Here is an 18,657-nt window from a genome sequence, read left to right as displayed (position 1 = left end):
GGCTCCGACTCCCCGTGCTGGGGGAGTCGGAGCCCGCGGCTTCGAGGGCTGACCGGAGGGCGGTTCTGCTGGCGTCAGATGCGCCGAAGAACCGCGACCACCTTGCCGAGAATGGTGGCATTGTCGCCGGGGATGGGCTCATATGCACTGTTGTGAGGCATAAGCCAGATATGGCCGTCCTCTCGCTTGAGGCGCTTCACGGTGGCCTCACCGTCGATCATCGCGGCCACGATGTCGCCGTTCTCGGCGACCGGCTGCCGCCGAACGGTGACCCAGTCGCCGTCGCAGATGGCCGCCTCGATCATCGAGTCGCCGCTGACTTTGAGTGCGAACAGCTCGCCGTCGCCCACGAGCTGGCGCGGCAGCGGGAAGACGTCCTCGACGGTCTGCTCGGCAAGAATGGGGCCACCGGCGGCGATCCGGCCCACCAGCGGTACATAGGAGGTGGAGGGCCTGCCCGCGGTGTCCGCGGTATTCGGCCGGGCCACCTCCACCCCGCGCACCTCATAGGCACGCGGCCGATGGGGGTCGCGCCGCAGGAATCCCTTGCGCTCCAGAGCCATCAGCTGATGGGCGACGGAGGAGGTGCTGGACAGGCCGACGGCCTGGCCGATCTCCCGCATGGACGGCGGGTATCCACGGCGCTGCACCGAATCCCGGATGACCTCGATCACCCGGCGCTGCCGATCGGTCAGACCGGATTCATCGGTGCGGATTCCGGGCGGGCGGCCGGGCAGGGAACGGGTCTGCACCTCGTGATGCCCGCCGTGCAGCACCGTGTCCTGTACCGCCGCGTGTTCGACGGGCTGGTCGGGAACCCGTCCGGAGCCGGCGCTGCGCCGGTCGTCCTCACTGCGGCTCATGGAACTCTGCTCCAGGGAATTCTGAGAGCGTTCCTGCACCGGGACGGTGCTGCTTTCTGCGGTGGTCACGGCGGCCCCTCTCGACGGATGTTCTCCCTCTATAAGCCAACGGTAGTTCCTATCGAAAGGTTGCGCCAAACACACGTTCGAGTGAATTTCCCGCGGGTCGCCTGACTTGATCAAGGTTCTGGGTGTATTGCCAGCACCGTGCAAGTGTTCGACAAGGGCAGTCTAGTCGTGATCTCCATCCCCGGCAGCCCCTCTCCGAAAGCCCCGGAGGAGGGGCCCGCGAGCCCCCTTCGAGCGACACTCCCGGCGCCCTCGGAGCGTCCGGCTTCGCTCCTCCGCGCTGACCAGCGGCGATTGCGCGGGGTGAGCCGGAGGCTACGGACACACCACCACGGTGCTTGCAGCAGACCCCACATCTTGTGGCTAGAGTGATGCCCACGCCCACAGGTTGTGGTCCCCTCGGGGATCGACCGTCCGGGCGTCGCCTACACTTGTCGCTGCTCCCGGGGTCCGATGCGACCCCCGGGACCCGAGTGACGCCTGCTGCCGGAGGAGGGAGCCTTTCCATGCACTGCCCCTTCTGCAGGCACTCCGACAGCCGTGTGGTCGACAGCCGCACCACCGACGACGGCACCGCCATCCGGCGGCGCCGGCAGTGCCCCGACTGCAACCGGCGCTTCACCACCGTGGAGACCGCCACGCTGACGGTGATCAAGCGGAGCGGGGTCACCGAGCCCTTCAGCCGCGACAAGGTCATCTCCGGCGTGCGCAAGGCATGTCAGGGGCGGCCCGTCACCGAGGACGCCCTGGCGGTCCTCGGGCAGCGGGTCGAGGAGTGCGTGCGGTCCAGCGGCAGCGCCGAGCTGTCCACCCATGACGTGGGTCTGGCCATACTCGGCCCGCTCAAGGAACTGGACGTCGTCGCCTATCTGAGGTTCGCCTCGGTGTACCAGGCGTACGACACCCTCGAGGACTTCGAGGCCGCGATCGCGGAGCTGCGCGCGGAGCGGCCTCCCGCGGCGGAGGAGGGCACCGCGGTGCCCGCCCCCGCCCCTGCGCCCTGACACCGGGGCGCCCAGGCCCCGCACGGGCCGTCTGATGCGAGAAAAGCGGTGCCCCGGGAAGTCGCGGGGCACTCAGGGCGTTTGCCCAGGAGGAGGAGAAGTGACCGATACGACGAGCGGCTCCGCACGCGGCTCACGTGCCAAGAGCGGCAAGGGCGGCGCGAAGACCGGCCGGGGCCTTCAGGTTCAGCGCATCCACACGACCCCCGGGGTCCACCCGTACGACGAGGTGACCTGGGAGCGTCGTGACGTCGTCATGACCAACTGGCGCGACGGCTCGATCAACTTCGAGCAGCGCGGCGTGGAGTTCCCCGACTCCTGGTCCGTCAACGCGGTCAACATCGTCACCAGCAAGTACTTCCGCGGCGCGGTGGGCACCCCGCAGCGGGAGTGGAGCCTCAAGCAGATCATCGACCGGGTGGTGAAGACCTACCGCGCCGCCGGCGAGGAGAACGGCTACTTCGCCTCTCCCGCCGACGCCGAGATCTTCGAGCACGAGCTGACCTACGCCCTCCTCCACCAGGTCTTCTCCTTCAACTCGCCGGTCTGGTTCAACGTCGGCACCGCGCAGCCCCAGCAGGTCAGCGCCTGCTTCATCCTGGCCGTCGACGACTCCATGGAGTCGATCCTCGACTGGTACAAGGAAGAGGGCATGATCTTCAAGGGCGGCTCCGGCGCCGGCCTGAACCTCTCCCGCATCCGCTCCAGCAAGGAGCTGCTGACCTCCGGCGGCAACGCCTCGGGCCCGGTCTCCTTCATGCGCGGCGCCGACGCCTCCGCCGGCACCATCAAGTCCGGCGGCGCCACCCGCCGTGCGGCCAAGATGGTCGTGCTGGACGTCGACCACCCCGACGTCGAGGCCTTCATCGACACCAAGGTGAAGGAGGAGGAGAAGATCCGCGCGCTCCGCGACGCGGGCTTCGACATGGACCTTGGCGGTGACGACATCACCTCGGTCCAGTACCAGAACGCCAACAACTCCGTCCGCGTCTCGGACGAGTTCATGACCGCCGTCGAGCAGGGCGGCGAGTTCGGCCTGCGGGCCCGCCTCACCGGCGAGGTCATCGAGACCGTCGACGCCAAGAAGCTGTTCCGCAAGATGGCCGAGGCCGCCTGGGCCTGCGCCGACCCGGGCATCCAGTACGACTCGGTGATCAACCACTGGCACACCTGCCCGGAGTCCGGCCGCATCAACGCGTCCAACCCGTGCAGCGAGTACATGCACCTGGACAACTCCTCGTGCAACCTGGCCTCGCTCAACCTGATGAAGTTCCTGCGCGACGACACGGCGTCCAACGGCGGGCAGGGCTTCGACGCCGAGCGCTTCGCCAAGGTCGTCGAGCTGGTCATCACCGCGATGGACATCTCCATCTGCTTCGCCGACTTCCCCACCGAGAAGATCGGCGAGACCACCCGGGCCTTCCGCCAGCTGGGCATCGGCTACGCCAACCTCGGCGCCCTGCTGATGGCCACCGGCCACGCCTACGACTCCGAGGGCGGTCGTGCCCTGGCCGGCGCCATCACCTCGCTGATGACCGGCACCGCCTACCGCCGCTCCGCCGAGCTGGCCGGCATCGTCGGCCCGTACGACGGCTACGCCCGCAACGCCGAGCCGCACCAGCGGGTGATGCGCCAGCACGCCGAGGCCAACACCGCCGCGGTGCGCATGGACGACCTGGACACCCCGGTCTGGGCCGCCGCCACCGAGACCTGGCAGGACGTGCTGCGGATCGGCGCCGAGAACGGCTTCCGCAACGCCCAGGCGTCGGTGCTCGCCCCCACCGGCACCATCGGCCTGATGATGGACTGCGACACCACCGGAGTGGAGCCCGACCTCGCCCTGGTGAAGTTCAAGAAGCTGGTCGGCGGCGGCTCGATGCAGATCGTCAACGGCACCGTCCCGCGCGCCCTGAAGCGCCTGGGCTACCAGGACGAGCAGATCGAGGCGGTCGTCGCCTACATCGCCGAGCACGGCAATGTCGTCGACGCCCCCGGTCTCAAGCCGCAGCACTACGAGGTCTTCGACTGCGCCATGGGCGAGCGGGCCATCTCCCCGATGGGCCACGTCCGGATGATGGCGGCGATCCAGCCCTGGATCTCCGGCGCCATCAGCAAGACCGTCAACATGCCGGAGAGCGCCACCGTCGAAGAGGTCGAGGAGATCTACTTCGAGGCCTGGAAGCTCGGCGTCAAGGCGCTCGCGATCTACCGCGACAACTGCAAGGTCGGCCAGCCGCTCTCCGCCAAGACCAAGAACGTCAAGGCCGCCGAGCAGTCCGCCCCGGCAGCCGCCGCGACCCCCGTCGAGAAGGTCGTCGAGTACCGCCCCGTCCGCAAGCGCCTCCCCAAGGGCCGGCCGGGCATCACCACCTCCTTCACGGTGGGCGGCGCCGAGGGCTACATGACGGCCAACTCCTACCCGGACGACGGCCTCGGCGAGGTCTTCCTCAAGATGTCCAAGCAGGGCTCCACCCTCGCGGGCATGATGGACGCCTTCTCCATCGCCGTCTCGGTGGGCATGCAGTACGGCGTGCCGCTGGAGACCTATGTCTCCAAGTTCACCAACATGCGTTTCGAGCCGGCCGGTCTGACCGACGACCCGGACGTGCGGATGGCCCAGTCGATCGTCGACTACATCTTCCGCCGCCTGGCGCTGGACTTCCTGCCCTTCGAGACCCGTTCGGCGCTGGGCATCCACTCCGCCGACGAGCGTCAGCGCCACCTGGAGACCGGCTCCTACGAGCCGGCCGACGAGGAGGACATGGACGTCGAGGGACTGGCACAGTCCGCCCCCCGCGAGCTGAGCCGCCCCACCGAGGTGCCCGCGGCCCCCAAGGCCGCCGTGCAGCCGGTCCCGGTGCAGGTCCACTCCTCCACCGAACTGGTCGAGGCCCAGCTGGGGCTGAACGCCGACGCTCCGCTCTGCTTCTCCTGCGGCACCAAGATGCGCCGCGCCGGCAGCTGCTACCTCTGCGAGGGCTGCGGCTCCACCAGCGGCTGCAGCTGAGTACGGCCCCCGGGTTCCCCTCCGCCGCCGGTGGGAGTGGGACCCGGGTGAAACGCCGGCCGATGGCGGCGTGACCGGATGATGTGTCCCCCCCCGAGGCCCAGGGCTTCGGGGGGACACGCCGTTTCGGGGGAGGCCCCGTTCTCGGGGCTGCTTTCCGGCCCGGGCAACGACGGGGGGTGCGGTCCGGCATGATGAGCGGATGGAGTTCGGGGCGTACCGGGGCGAGTTGGTGGCGTTCTGCTATCGGATGACGGGCTCGTTCCACGAGGCCGAGGACCTGGCGCAGGAGACCCTGCTGCGCGCCTGGAAGGCCCGCGACCGCTACGACCCGGAGCGTGCCTCGGTCCGTACCTGGCTGTACCGGATCGCCGCCAATGCGTGCCTGACCGCGCTGGAGGGACGCGGCCGGCGTCCGCTGCCGTCCGGTCTGGGAACGCCGAGCGAGGACACCGGGGCTCCGCTGGTGCCGTCGCTGGACGTCCCCTGGCTGGAGCCGTTCCCTGACGCACGGTTCGACGTGGAGGTACGGGCCGACCTCCGGCTCGCCTGGGTGGCCGCCGTACAGCATCTGCCGGCTCGCCAGCGTGCGGTGCTCGTCCTGCGGGAGGTGCTGGCGTTCTCCGCCGCCGAGGTCGCCGAGCAGCTGGGGACCACGGTTCCCGCCGTCAACAGCGCACTGCAGCGCGCCCGCGCGGCCCTCGCCGGTGTGGGCGATGCCGGGGAGCTGAGCGAGCCGGACGACCGCGAGGTGCGTGCGGTGATCCAGCGCTATGTGCGGGCGTTCGAGGCGGCCGATGTGACCGCGCTGGTGCGGCTGCTGGCCGACGACGCGATCCTGGAGATGCCGCCGGTGCCGCTGTGGTACCGGGGTGCTCGGGACTACGGCCTGTTCATCGAGCGGGTCTTCCGGATGCGCGGGGGCGGGTGGGGCATGCGGCAGCTCACCGCCAACGGGCAGCCCGCGCTCGCCGCCTATGCGCCGGAGCCCGGCGGCGGACGCCGACTGCACACCCTGCAGGTCTTCACCGTTGCCGGTGGCCGGGTCACGCACAACGCCGTGTTCGGGGATCCGCATGTGCTGGAGGGTTTCGCCCTGCCGCTCCGGGTCGAGGCCGACGGGCCCCAACGGCCGTGCTGAGTACGGGGGGTGCAGTCGCTCCGCGTCGATGGGCGGCGCACCCGGGGCGTTGTCGTCGTCGGGTTGCGGCCTCGGTGTGATGTCCGCCCCTGGACAGCTCCGGGGGCGCCGCCGGTGACTGGGCGCCGCCCAAGGGGGCCCGCTAGTATGAGCGGGCGCCCATACAAGGCCGTCCGTCCACCCCTGGCGCTCGTCCCGCCAGCCGTCAGCAGCCGGGAGTGCCGCATGTCTCCGCGCGGCGTAGCCACACCTGATGTCCGAGAGCGGCTGTTCGCCGCGGCCGAGCGGGTGCTGGCCCGGGGCGGTCCCGCCGCGCTGACCAGCAGGGCGGTGACCACGGAGGCGGGCTGCGCCAAGGGCCTGCTGCACAACCACTTCGCCAACCTGGACGATTTCATCGCTCAGCTGGCCTTCGACCGCATGGAACGGGTGGGCCGGCGGGTACGGGCCCTCGACGGGTGCGTCGGCAGGGACACCGTGGGCGGCAACATCCGGGCGGCGCTGGCGGGCCTCGTCGAGGCACCCGGACCGGCGATCGCCCAACTGGCGTCCACCCGGCCCGCTGCGTTCGCCCAGGTCCGGCCCGTCATGGAGAACGGCGCACCACCCTTCGCCGCGGTTCAGGAGTCCGTCGCCGGCTATCTGGAGGCGGAACGCGCGCTCGGGCGCGTCCCGTCCGGCGCCGACACCGCCACCATGGCGCTGGCGCTGATCGGTACCGTCCACCACCTGCTGATGACGCACGCCGGACAGGAAGCCGAGATCCAGCGGCAGCTGGGGCGCCTGGTCGGACTGCTCGTCCCCGCGCAGGCCGCCTGAACCGCAGCCGGACGCCGCCCATGCCGGGCGCGGCCCGGAGACGACTCCGCCGCCTCCCCGGCGTCGTGATGCCTTCGGGGAGGCGGCGTCGTGGTGCTGCTCGCCGGGTCAGGAGAGCGGGGAGTCGGTGAGGTCCGCGTCCCTGGGCACGGTGATCGGGGCGAGGCGGGGGAGCGGTGAGCGGGAGAGCAGCGCGATGGTGGCGGACCCCGCGGTGAGGGCGGCGCAGATCAGGATGATCTGCAGATAGCTGTGGGTCATGCCCTCCAGCCAGGCCCCGATCTGGCTGCCGCAGGCCACGCCCAGCGCGTGCACCATCCACACCAGGCCCATCGCGGTGCCCCGCACCGGGGCGGGCAGCACCTGGGCGATCCACATGGAGGTGGCGATCACGGACGCCAGATAGCTGAGCCCGAAGACGACACCGAAGAGCAGCACCGTGGAGGGCATGGGGTTGACCGAGAGCACCAGCATCGCCAGGCAGCGGAGCAGATAGGCGCCGACCAGCACGCCCTTCACCAGTCCGCGGTCGCAGAGCCAGCCGGCGATCAGGCTGCCGCCCACCTCGCAGGCTCCGAGGATGGCGACCGCACTGGAGCTGATGGCCGCGCTCATGTGGTGGTCCGTCATGAACGGCACGAAGTGCACGTCGATGAAGGCCATGGTGAATCCGCACCCCACGAAGGCCACCGCCAGATTGCGCAGCTGCTTCGCCTGGAGGCAGAGCCGCAGCTGCTCGGCGAGCGGCAGTGCGGCGGGCCTGGGTGCGGCTTCGGCGGAGTCCGCGGCGGGTCGCGCCAGCCGGTCGGACTGCCTGGCCACCACCAGGGACAGCGGAGTGAGGACCACCAGGAACACCGCGCCGAGGGTCTCCAGCACGGTGCGCCAGTCCAGCCACTGGCCGAGCCAGGTCCAGAGCGGCACCAGGACGATGAAGCCCACCGCCGCACCGTTGGTGATCAGGGAGTACGTGAGCCCCCTGCGGCCGTCCCGGAAGAGCTCGTCCACGAAGACGCCCAGGGGGACGAAGGAGAGCATGGTCACCGCGACCGCCCCGATGAGGCAGTAGACGGCGACGAACAGCCAGAGCTGGTGGGACAGCGCCGTGCCCACCAGCGCCAGGCCGGAGAGGAAGGTGCCGACCGCCAGGGTGCGGGCCCCGCCGATCCGGTCGGCGATGCTGCCGACGAACGGCGAGGCCAGCGCCGACATCAGGGCGAACAGGGTGACGGCCCAGGCGAGTCCGGCCCGGGAGCCGCCGAAGGAGTCGGCTATCGGCAGGAAGTACACCTGGACGGTGTTCTTCAGCGCGGAGCCCGCAAGGGTGAGCAGGAACGCGGCGCAGGCGAGGACCACCAGCAAGGTCCTCGCCCCGCTCCGCGCTGACGTCGGGGCGGTTGACATACGGATCACCTCTGCCGTGAGGGGCTGTTCAGTCGAGGACGGCGACACTGCGCAGCACGTCGCCCTGCCGGAGGCTGGTGAAGGCCTTCTCGACGTCGGTGAGTCCGATGCGCTGGGAGACGAAGCGGTCCAGTGGGAGCCGGCCCTGGAGGTGCAGGTCCACCAGCGCGGGGAAGTCGCGGGACGGCAGACAGTCGCCGTACCAGCAGGTCTTGTACGTCCCGCCGTGCAGGAAGGTGTCCAGCAGCGGCATCTCCAGCCGCATGCCGGAGTCCGGCCGGGCGACCAGGACGAAGGTGCCGCCGATGGCCCGGGAGTAGAAGGCCTGCTTCCAGGTCTCCGGGTAGCCCGCAGCGTCGATCACCACATCGGCGCCCAGTCCGCCGGTCAGCTCCTTGATGGCTCCGACCACGTCGTCGACCTGGCTGGCGTCGATGAGGTGCCCGGCGCCGAACTCCTGCGCCAGGGTCAGCTTTCGGGCGTCGATGTCCACGGCGATGATCTCGGTGGCCCCGGCCAGCCGGGCCCCGGCCACCGCCGCGCAGCCCACCCCGCCCACGCCGATGACGGCGACGGTGTCGCCGCGGCCCACCTGGCCGGTGTGCAGCGCGGCGCCGAGCCCGGACATGGCGCCGCAGCCCAGCAGGCCCGCCACCGCGGGGTCCACGGCCGGGTCGACGGGGGTGACCTGGCCGCTGTGCACCAGGGTGAGTTCGGCGAGGGCGCCGATGCCCAGGGCGGGGGTGAGGGGCTCGCCCGTGGTGAGCGTCATCCGCTGCTCGGCCACGTACTCGTCGATGCAGGCGGTGGGCACCCCGCGGCGGCAGGGGCGGCAGCGGCCGCAGACGGCCCGCCAGTTGAGGATGACGAAGTCGCCCGGGGCCACGTTCTGCACGCCGGGGCCGGTCTGCTCGACCACCCCGGAGGCCTCGTGCCCCAGCAGGAAGGGGTAGTTGTCGTTGATGACCCCGTCCCGGTAGTGCAGATCGGTGTGGCAGACCCCGCATGCCTTGATGCGGACGGTCACCTCGTTGGGGCCGGGGTCCGGGACGACGATCTCCCGGACGTCCACCGGCAGTCCCCTGCCGGGTGCGACAACTGCCCGTACGGTCTGGGGCATCGCTCATCTCCTCTGCTGTCGGGCGCGGACCTGTCGGGTGCAGCCGTCGCTCACGGCTGCTGCTGTGCGTAGCTGACGGTGACCCGCTGCGCCAACCGGTTCATGGTGTCGAAGGCGTCCTCGTACGACGTGCCGGTCACGCCGAGGAAGCCGAGGATGCTGTTGCCCTCGGGAGGGCGCCGGATGGTGTCGCCCGGGCGGGCGGTGATCTTGAGCAGGAAGACCCGCTCGGAGTCGGAGACCTCCTCCGGTACGTGCACCTGCTCGATCACCCCGGCGTCGCAGATCAGGCACATGGCGGTGACATGCACGCCGGTGGGCGCGTAGTGGTGGACCTTCGGCCGGCGCCCGCAGGCGATGTCCGCCACGGCGGCGATGGGGTCGTGGTCGCCGGTCAGCCGGGCGATCATGTCCAGGCCCCCGCCGCCCACCCGGGCGGCGATCTCCAACAGATAGGGCTTGCCCTGGTGGAAGCGGACCTCGGCGTGCATCACGCTGCGCCGCAGCCCCTGGGCCCGTACGGCCGTGGTCACCGCCTGGTGGACGGCGGCGAGGTCCTCCGGGCTCATGGAGGTGGGCGCATGGTGCATGTCGTCGTCGAAGGTGTCCCCCTCGACGGTGATCCGGTCGACCACCGATCCCAGGTACACCTCGTCGTCCCAGACCACCACCTCCATCAGGTACTCCCGGCCCTCCAGGAAGGACTCCACCAGCAGGCCCTGCGGACCCAGGTCGATGCCGTCCGGCTCGGAGGTCGCCCAGACCATGTCCTTGATGCCGTCGATCGCCTGCCCGAAGCGCTCGGCCATCGCCTCCGGGTTGTCGACCCGGAACACGAAGTTGCTGCCCGCGCCCAGCGTGGGCTTGATGATCACCGGATAGCCGAACTCCTCGGCGGCCTTCAGCGCCTCGTCGAGCCGGTTGACCAGGCGGTAGCCGGGGATGGGCGCGCCACCGCGCTCGTGCGCCCGGCGCATCACGTACTTGTTGCGGCTGGCGACCGCGGCCTCCACGCCGATCCCGGGCAGACCCAGTGCCTCCGCGACCGCGGCCACGGTGACCACCGCCGACTCGGAGAAGGTCAGCACCCCGTCGAACTGCTCGGCGGCATGCCACTTCCGGGCCGTCTCGATGATCTTCGCGATGTCCTTGGAGCCCGCGACCCGGTACCGCTCCTCCGGCCAGAAGTCGGCTGTGCCCTCGCCATTGAGCACGAAGAGCTCGGCGCCGAGCTCCTCCACCTGCTGGTACCGGGACTTGTAGTACTCGAGGTACTGGCAGGTCTCGACAGCGAGCAGTTTCACGCGCGTTCTCCTTCGAGGGCCTGGTCCGGCCGCAGCGCGGACCCGGGCAGATGGGGCAGACGGAAGACAGCGACCGACGGGTCGTCGTGGCCCTGCAGGCCGAGGTCCACGCCCGACGCCGTCAGCTTCTCCGCGGCGTCGACCAGGATCGGTGCCGCATGGGAGAGCAGGGTGCGCAGCTCCAGCAGCAGGTCCCCGAGGTCCGCGGTGTCCGCCTGCCGCTCCAGGCGGAGCAGCTGGACGGCGATGGTGTCCGCGGCCTGGCTGGGGCTGAAGTCCGAGATCCGGTAGCAGAGCCGGAACCGCTCGGCGATCAGCCCGGCGCGGTGGCGGCCGCCGGGGGTGGTGGGCAGGGCGGCGCCGTCGTCGGGGAGCCGCCGCGCGACCGCGTCGGCGAGCCGGTTCCACGGCCCGACCAGCCGCTCGGTGACAGTGCGGTGCAGCTCCGGCTCGGTGAAGTTGGTGCCCTGCGACTCCGGCGCGGTGAGTGACAGGTAGTAGCGGACGAGGTCCCTGGGCACCCTGGTGAGCAGGTCCACCGCCTCCACCAGGTGGTTGCGGCTGGTGGAGAACTTCTCCCCCTCCAGTGCGTAGAACTCGTTGCACACATTGGCCTCGGGCAGCGCATAGCGCTCGCCGTGCGCCATCAGCGCCACCAGGTCGACCAGGCCCCAGTGGTAGACGTTGTCGTACCCGTGGAAGTAGACCAGCTGCGGGTCGGCCTCCGCGGTGAAGTGCCGGTCGGTGTCCTCGGCGGGCTCGCCCAGCTGCTCGGCCGTCCACGCGGTGCTGTAGATCACCGCGGGCATCGCCTCGATCCACGGGTAGAGGATCTGGCCCGGAGTCTCGGCGAACGGGGCGGGAATGCCCCAGGTGCCCGGGATGGTCACCGGTACGTCCGGGAGCGGCCGGGCGAGCAGCTCGGAGATCAGCCGCCGCGGCCGGGGCCGCCAGTGCGGGGTGTGGGCCGCGTAGTAGGCGGTGAGCCGCTCCCGGTACTCCTCCATGGGCAGCACCAGGATCTGCTGCTCCCGGTACTCCACCGGGTCGTCGGGGTCGAGTGAGTAGTGGGCGTCCAGCAGCTGGTCGTAGTGGTTGGGGTGCCCGCAGGCCTCGCAGACACCGCCGCTGCTCCCGCCCAGGCAGACCGGGCAGGTCCCGGACAGCAGCCCGTCGTACAGGAACACCCCCGCCCGGACCGCATAGGGCAGCCTCACCGTGCGCAGCCGCAGCCGTCCGTCCCGGTGCAGGTCGGTCATGAAACGCAGCACGGTGCGGCGGTAGCGGTCGTCGATCGGCGGGAGTCCGGCCATGCACACCCCGAGGGCGTCCAGTGAGCGCTGGACCTCGGCGGTGCCGGTCCGGCAGAGCTGCTCGGGTGTCACCCCCCTGCGGTGGGCGGTGGTGACCACATAGCTCTGGCTGTCGTCGGTGCAGGTGGTGGAGATCACCCTGCGGCCGGTGGCCCGCAGATGGCGGGCGCAGACGTCCGCCGCCAGATAGGGGCCGGCCAGGTGCCCCACGTGCAGCCCCCCGTTGGAGGTGGGCGTGGCGGCGATCACGATCGCCGGCCGGCGGTCGCCGTCCGTCTCTCCGGTACCGCCGTCGGCGCGGTCGTCGCTGCCGCCGCTCACGCGTTCGCCTGGTGGCGCTCGTGGAAACGCTCGGTCATCTCGGCGTCCCACCAGACCGCGTACATCTGAAAGTCCTCGCCGCCGCGGTTGACGACCTGGTGCCGCTCGCCGGGGGTGAAGTGGACGATGTCACCGGCGACGAAGGGGGTGGTGCCGGCGTCGGTCACGATCTCGGCGGCACCGGTCATCGCCACCCAGATCTCGTACTCGTGGTGGGCGTGCGGGCCGGACTCACCCTGCGGCGGCACGACGCACCAGGAGCCCTCGAAGGGGGCGTTGAGCTGCTGCCAGGGCATCAGCCGCTGGGCCTGCAGACCGTTGTCGGGGCTGAGGTTGTCCCGGTCGAGCTTGCGGATCTCCATCATGGAATGCGGCCTCTTCTCAGATCTGCGGTGACATGGTGGCCAACAGGCCTGCGGCATGGACGGGTTCGGGCCGCGGACCGCTCAGCAGATCGGTGACGATCTCGCCGGAGCGTGCCGCCAGTACGCTCAGCAGGGAGTCGGCGATGCCATGGGTGGCCTCGTTGACCCCCTGGAGGTAGCAGCGGGCGGTGATGTGGGACGGCAGTTCCATCCGGTAGTGGCGGCTGACCGTGATGTCCTCCACCCCGACCGAGGCGGCGAGTCTTCGGACCAGCGCGGGCATCCGGGTGTCGAACCCGGTGCCCAGCAGGACCATGTCGCAGCGCAGTTCACGGCTGCGCCGGCTGCGCCGGTCGACCAGGGTCAGCACCACCTCGTCGCCGTCCATGCGGGACTCCGCCACCTCGGTCATGGTGATCATGTCCAGCCGGCGGCGGCCGGTCAGGCCCTCCAGGTACATCTCCCGGTAGAGACTCTCCAGGAGGTCGGGCGAGAGACCGGCGTAGTTGGTGCGCCGCATCTCCTGCAGCAGCTGCGCCCTGGCCTCGGGGAGGGCCCGGTTGAACTCGTCGATGAACGACGGGTAGAACAGCTCGTTGGTGAACTTGCTGCTCTCGTAGTTGTTGAGGCCGATGGAGCGCATCAGCATGGTGCAGCGGGCCCGCGGCAGTGCCTGATGGGAGGCCCAGAGCATCTCGGCTGCGCTCTGCGCGCCGCCCACCACGACGATCCGCAGGTCGGCGTCGCGGTCGAGCCGGCCCAGCTGCTCGGTGAACCTGGTGCTGTGGATCAGCCGTTCACTGCTGACACCGCCGAACTCCTCGGGGATGCGCGGGTCGCGTCCGGCGCCGAACACCAGGTCGCGGCAGCGGATCGTGCCGCCGTCGGCGAAGTGCACAAGCCATCCCGTGACCTCGCCGTCCTCCTGCACCGGATCGACCGACAGCGCCGTGCGCCCGTGCTCGACACTGACCAGGGTCAGCGCGTCGGCGACCCACTGGAGGTAGCGGGAAATCTCCAGCCGGTAGGGGGTGAACGTCCCCAGGTTTATGAAGTCGTCGAGGCGTCCCACCGAGTGCAGGTAGTTGACGAACGAGAATTTGCTCGTCGGATTCCTGAGGGTCACCAGATCCTTGAGAAAGGACACCTGGCTCTGCGTCCAGGGAAGCAGCATTCCACGCTGCCAGGCGACCTCGTGATGTGTGTCGACCAGAAGTGTGCCGAGTGCCGACGCCTCCGGGGCGAGTTCCTCCATGGCCACGGCCAGGGCGAGATTCGCCGGGCCGGCTCCGATTGCCAGGGTCTCTACGTTCCGGTGATTCAAGGGAGCATCTCCTAGCCTTGGCATGAGGTGCGGAATCAGGGGCCGATGTCAGCCCGTAGCCAGGTCGAGCAGTTCCGCGGCGGCCGCCCGGCTTGCCGCCGGGGCCGTTTTGGCCGCTCCGCCGCTGCCACCGGTGAACGTGAACACCCCCCGCGTACGGGGGACGGTTCTCAGCCGCAGGCCACCGGAGGGGGCGTAGCAGTCGAAGGACGCCACAAGCCGATCCGGCCTGAGGGACTCCGGCGGTACCTGCAGCAGGCCGGCTCCGGCGGCGGCCACCCGTTCGGCCAGCGCGAGGTCCGGCGGGACGGCGTCCGGGGACACGTCCCACTCCTCGCTGCCCAGGCCGAGCAGCAGGCCGCCACCGTCCAGGGGGCGTCCGTACAGTCCGGAGTTGTCGTCCACGAACACTCCGGGCACCGGCCGGTCGGGACGGTACGTCCCGTACTGGATCCGTTTGGTGCGGAACAGACCGGACGGTTCGGGCAGCAGCGCGGGCGTCCAGCCGCCCGCGGCCACCACCACCAGGTCGAACCGGTGCAGCGCACCGTCGGGCAGCAGCACACCGGCCTGTTCGGTCACCCCCCGCACCCTGGTGGGCAGGACCGGGACGCCGTTGTCCGCGAGCCGGCGCAGTACGGCGGTCCTGACCTGGTCCGGGGAGATGTGCCCGGCGAGCCGTTCCACGACGGCGAGGGTTCCGGGCGGGATGCCGTGCAGTCCGAGGCGGGCCGCGGCGGCGCCGCCGGGCAGCACCTCGGCCGAGCCGGGCAGCAACTCCTCCAGGAGCTTCACCTGGTCGGCCGGGTCGGCGCCCGGGGGAAGAAGATAGGTGGAACCGGTCTCCCGATAGCGGGCGGCTTCCGAGAGCCAGGGATCGGCCCGTAGTTCCGCCATGCTCTGAGCGGCCGTACGGCACTCGTCGAGGCCGGTCTCAAAACCTCGGACCATTCCGCCGGACGCGCCGGTCGCATCCGCCGGTGTTCCGCCAGTGAAGACCGTGATGTCCGCACCGGACGCTGATCCGTATAAACAACGGGCAAGAAATGAGCCGGCGACCCCGCCGCCGACCACGGCTATTCGCACGGCTTCTCCCCCTCGCCTCACGGCGCACCGCAGCCCTGTTCCCCGGTGGATTTCAGCACATGCCCGCCACGGCAGTCAACGATGGTTTGCCCGTGGCTGACCTGCCATCAGGAGGAAGGATGACTGCTTTACCCAGGTATAGGCCTTCTGTGGACGATCGGGACCGGTGGGGGCGGCATGCGGCGGCTGTTGCGCCCGGGACTGGAGGGGTAGGACGGCTTCCGGCCGACCTGTGGCCGGGAGGCTGCGTACAACCTGTGTGCCTCCTGTGAGGGCTATGGACAGAAGCGGAGCGGACCGGTACACCAATAGCCGACGTTTCGTCACAAGGGTGGGGATCCGGGGGGATCGGCGTGGGACGTACCAAGAGGCTTGCCGTCGTGCTGACGGCCACACTGGCGATGTTGAGCGGCGTGCTGGGGGTGGGGAGGGCAGCCGCAGCCGACACCGCGGTGCTGGGCACCAGTACGGTCGGCGCCCAGGAGGACAGCGGCGACGCCGGGTTCATGAACGCCTCGCGCTATGTCACCGGCGCCGCGAGCGGCACCGTGACCAGCATGAGCGTCTACGTCGGCGCGGTCAGCCCGGCGCCGCGCAACCAGTACCAGGTGGCGGTGTACAGCGACAACGCCAACGCCCCCGGGACCCTCATCGCCAGCAGTGCGACCGGCACCCTCACCGCGGACAGCTGGAACACCGTGGCGCTCTCCGCGAAGCTGAGTGCCAACACCGCCTACTGGCTGGCCTACAACACCAACGCCGCGACCGCCTCCACCAACAACCTCAGCTACGGAAGCGGGGGACGCAGCGCCTACGCGTCCGGAGGGACCGCCTTCGGATCATGGCCGGGCAGCTTCGGCAACGCCTCGTACCAGTCCGTGTCCTTCTCCCTGTACGCCACCTACACCGTGGACGCCACGCCGCCCACCGACCCGGGACCGGGCTCCGGCAGCGGCGGCCCGGTGCTGGTCATCGCAAGCTCGGCCAACGCCTACTCGCGCTACTACGCCGAGATCCTCACTGCCGAGGGCGTCCCGTACTTCAAGGTCCTGGACATCTCCCAGGTGACCGCCGCCACCCTGGCCGGGTACGACGTCGCCATCCTCGGTGAGATGCCGCTGACCTCCGCCCAGGCGACCATGCTCAGCGACTGGACCACCGGCGGCGGCAGGCTGATCGCGATGCGCCCCGACAAGAAGCTGGCACCGCTGCTGGGCCTCACCGACGCCGGTGCGGTGCGCTCCGACGCCTATCTGCGGATCGACACCTCCTCCGGGCCGGGCGCCGGCATCACCGGGGACACCATGCAGTACCACGGCACCGCCGACCGCTACACCCTCAACGGAGCCACCGCGGTCGCCGACCTCTACAGCGACGCCGCGACCGCCACCGACAACCCGGCGGTCACCCTGCGGTCCGTGGGCTCGGCCGGCGGACAGGCAGCGGCCTTCACCTACGACCTGGCCAAGTCGGTGGTGCAGACCCGGCAGGGCAACATCGCCTGGGCCGGCCAGCAGCGCGACTCCACGGACGGCTACGAGGCCAGTGAGATGTTCTACGGGACGGGCGGCGACCCGGACTGGAACAACCTCGACAAGGCCGCCATCCCCATCGCCGACGAGCAGCAGCGGCTGCTGGTCAACCTGATCACCCAGCTGGACCGGTCACGCAAACCGCTGCCCCGCTTCTGGTACTTCCCCCGCGACGCCAAGGCCGTGGTGGTGATGACCGGTGACGACCACGGCATCGGCGGAACCGCCGGCCGCTGGGACGGCTACATCGCGCAGAGCCCGCCGGGCTGCGACGTGGCCGCCTGGGAGTGCATCCGCGGATCTTCCTACCTGTACACCGACGGCCCCATGACCGCCGCGCAGGCCAAGGCCTACACCGACCAGGGCTTCGAGGTCGGTGTGCACATCACCACCAACTGCCGGCCCTGGGGCAGCACCGGCCTGGCGAGCGTCTACCAGAGCCAGCTGGACCCCTGGAAGGCCAAGTACTCCACCATCCCCACCCCGTCCAGCAGCCGCACCCACTGCGTGGAGTGGGACGACTGGGCGACCCAGCCCAAGGTGAAGAACGCCGACGGGATCCGGCTGGACACCGACTACTACTACTATCCGGCGTCCTTCACCCAGAACCGTCCCGGCTTCTTCAACGGCACCGGCGAGATCATGCGGTTCGCCGACGAGGACGGCAGCGTCATCGACACCTACCAGGCCACCACGCAGATGACCGACGAGTCGGGCCAGACCTACCCGTTCACCATCGACACGCTGCTGGACAACGCCTACGGCTCCCAGGGCTACTACGCCGCCCTCACCGCCAACATCCACACCGACTACGCGGCCTCGGCCGCCTCCGACGCCATCATCGCCTCGGCCAAGGCCCACGGGGTGCCGGTGGTCTCCGGCCGCCAGATGCTGACCTGGCTGGACACCCGCAACAACTCCACCTTCGCCAACCTCGCCTGGCAGAGCAACAAGCTGACCTTCGACGTCACCGGCGGCGCCAACGGCCTGCGCGGCATGGTGCCGGTCTCCTCCACCGGGGGCAGCCTGGCCGGCATCAGCTTCGGGGGGAGCAGCATCCCCTACCGGATCGACACCATCAAGGGCGTCCAGTACGCGTTCTTCGACGCCAAGGTCGGGTCGTACACCGCCACCTACGGCCAGGACACCACCCCGCCGACGGTCACCAGCAGCTCCCCGGCCGACGGCGCCCAGGGCGTCGCCCTCACCGCCGTGGTCAGGGCGGGCTTCAGCGAGCCGGTGAACGCCGCCACCGTCACCGGCGCCAACGTGACCCTGAAGAACGCCGCCGGGACCGCCGTCCCCGCCACCGTCACGCTGGACACCGCCTCCAACGCCGCCGTGCTGACCCCCAGCCAGCAGCTCGCCGCCAACACCGCCTACACACTGACGGTGCAACAGATCAAGGACACCGCGGGCAACACCATGGCGGCCCCGTACCGGGCCACCTTCACCACCGGCGGCGTACCCCTGCAGACCCTGGGCAACAACCAGGCCGGCAGCCAGCAGGACGACGGCAACGCCAACCACATGAACGGCAGCAGGATCACCACCGGGGCCTCGGCGGTGTCGCTGAAGTCCATGTCGGTCTTCGTCGGCAGTGTCAGTGCCGATCCCAAGAACAAGTACCAGCTGGCCGTCTACACCGACAGTGCGGGCTCGCCCGGCACTCTGGTCGCCTCGACCACCACCGGCACCCTCACCGCCAACTCCTGGAACACCCTGCCGATCACCGCCACGCTGAGCGCCGGCACCAGCTACTGGCTGATGTACAACACCAACGGCAGTGACTCGCTCTCCAACAACATGCGCTACAGCGCCGGCAGCGCGGGGCAGGGCGCCTACAGCGCCGGGGGCGTGGTCTTCGGCAGCTGGCCGTCGTCCTTCGGGACGGCCGTCAAGGACCCGGTGGCCTACTCCCTGTACGCCTCCTACTGACCCTCCCACGTCCTGAAGTCCCCACTGGGGCTGCGGAGACGGGACCG

Annotated in this window: 12 protein-coding genes and 1 pseudogene; 5 read left to right on the top strand and 8 right to left on the bottom strand. The window is 70.2% G+C overall.

Annotated elements, in window-relative coordinates; translation table 11 throughout:
• Positions 1-74 precede the first annotated feature (74 nt).
• On the bottom strand, positions 75-932 hold the full coding sequence (gene lexA / locus AOK09_RS00095; RefSeq protein ID WP_245687046.1) for a transcriptional repressor LexA: 858 nt from the start codon (positions 930-932) through the stop codon (positions 75-77).
• Positions 933-1,438: 506 nt separating this feature from the next.
• Here lexA and nrdR point away from each other — a divergent pair.
• The 4 genes and pseudogenes from nrdR (at position 1,439) to AOK09_RS00075 (ending at position 6,903) form a co-directional block, all read left to right on the top strand.
• A complete protein-coding gene (nrdR, locus tag AOK09_RS00090) occupies positions 1,439-1,936 on the top strand; it encodes a transcriptional regulator NrdR (RefSeq protein WP_055584994.1) in 498 nt (165 codons plus the stop codon).
• Between the two features lie 100 nt (positions 1,937-2,036).
• On the top strand, positions 2,037-4,943 hold the full coding sequence (locus tag AOK09_RS00085) for a vitamin B12-dependent ribonucleotide reductase (protein WP_055584993.1): 2,907 nt from the start codon (positions 2,037-2,039) through the stop codon (positions 4,941-4,943).
• 181 nt (positions 4,944-5,124) lie between these two features.
• Positions 5,125-6,084, top strand: a pseudogene (locus AOK09_RS00080) (RNA polymerase subunit sigma-70); the annotation flags it as partial.
• 225 nt (positions 6,085-6,309) lie between these two features.
• Positions 6,310-6,903 (top strand): TetR/AcrR family transcriptional regulator, encoded by a 594-nt coding sequence (locus AOK09_RS00075; RefSeq protein ID WP_055584991.1) that lies wholly within the window; start codon positions 6,310-6,312, stop codon positions 6,901-6,903.
• A gap of 108 nt (positions 6,904-7,011) precedes the next feature.
• On the opposite strand, the gene AOK09_RS00070 is transcribed toward AOK09_RS00075, so the two are convergent.
• The 7 genes from AOK09_RS00070 to AOK09_RS00040 are packed head-to-tail and all read right to left on the bottom strand — an operon-like array spanning position 7,012 to position 15,128.
• Positions 7,012-8,307 (bottom strand): MFS transporter, encoded by a 1,296-nt coding sequence (locus AOK09_RS00070; protein WP_079062593.1) that lies wholly within the window; start codon positions 8,305-8,307, stop codon positions 7,012-7,014.
• A gap of 28 nt (positions 8,308-8,335) precedes the next feature.
• Entirely contained in the window at positions 8,336-9,427 is a 1,092-nt protein-coding gene (locus tag AOK09_RS00065; protein ID WP_055584989.1) for an S-(hydroxymethyl)mycothiol dehydrogenase, read from the bottom strand.
• Between the two features lie 50 nt (positions 9,428-9,477).
• A complete protein-coding gene (locus AOK09_RS00060; protein WP_055584988.1) occupies positions 9,478-10,731 on the bottom strand; it encodes an ATP-grasp domain-containing protein in 1,254 nt (417 codons plus the stop codon).
• Positions 10,728-12,365 (bottom strand): class I tRNA ligase family protein, encoded by a 1,638-nt coding sequence (locus AOK09_RS00055; RefSeq protein ID WP_055584987.1) that lies wholly within the window; start codon positions 12,363-12,365, stop codon positions 10,728-10,730. The genes AOK09_RS00060 and AOK09_RS00055 overlap by 4 nt, the downstream gene beginning before the upstream one ends.
• Entirely contained in the window at positions 12,362-12,730 is a 369-nt protein-coding gene (locus tag AOK09_RS00050) for a cupin domain-containing protein (protein WP_322973140.1), read from the bottom strand. Before AOK09_RS00050 ends, AOK09_RS00055 begins: the two co-directional genes overlap by 4 nt.
• 16 nt (positions 12,731-12,746) lie before the next feature.
• Positions 12,747-14,054, bottom strand: a complete 1,308-nt coding sequence (locus AOK09_RS00045) for a SidA/IucD/PvdA family monooxygenase (RefSeq protein ID WP_055584986.1) — start codon at positions 14,052-14,054, stop codon at positions 12,747-12,749.
• Between the two features lie 48 nt (positions 14,055-14,102).
• The gene (locus AOK09_RS00040) at positions 14,103-15,128 is read right to left on the bottom strand and encodes an NAD(P)/FAD-dependent oxidoreductase (RefSeq protein WP_245687048.1); all 1,026 of its coding nucleotides are present in this window, start codon (positions 15,126-15,128) and stop codon (positions 14,103-14,105) included.
• Between the two features lie 365 nt (positions 15,129-15,493).
• Between AOK09_RS00040 and AOK09_RS43030 the strand changes: the two genes are divergently transcribed.
• Positions 15,494-18,610 carry an Ig-like domain-containing protein gene (locus AOK09_RS43030; protein WP_157875750.1) on the top strand — a complete coding sequence of 1,039 codons (3,117 nt, stop codon included), beginning with the start codon at positions 15,494-15,496 and terminating at the stop codon, positions 18,608-18,610.
• The last annotated feature ends 47 nt before the right edge of the window (positions 18,611-18,657 follow it).

The sequence above is a fragment of the Peterkaempfera griseoplana genome (assembly GCF_001418575.1).
Taxonomy (GTDB): domain Bacteria; phylum Actinomycetota; class Actinomycetes; order Streptomycetales; family Streptomycetaceae; genus Peterkaempfera; species Peterkaempfera griseoplana.
The sequence above is the reverse complement of the archived record's forward strand: the minus strand, read 5'-3'. Positions and strand labels throughout refer to the sequence as shown.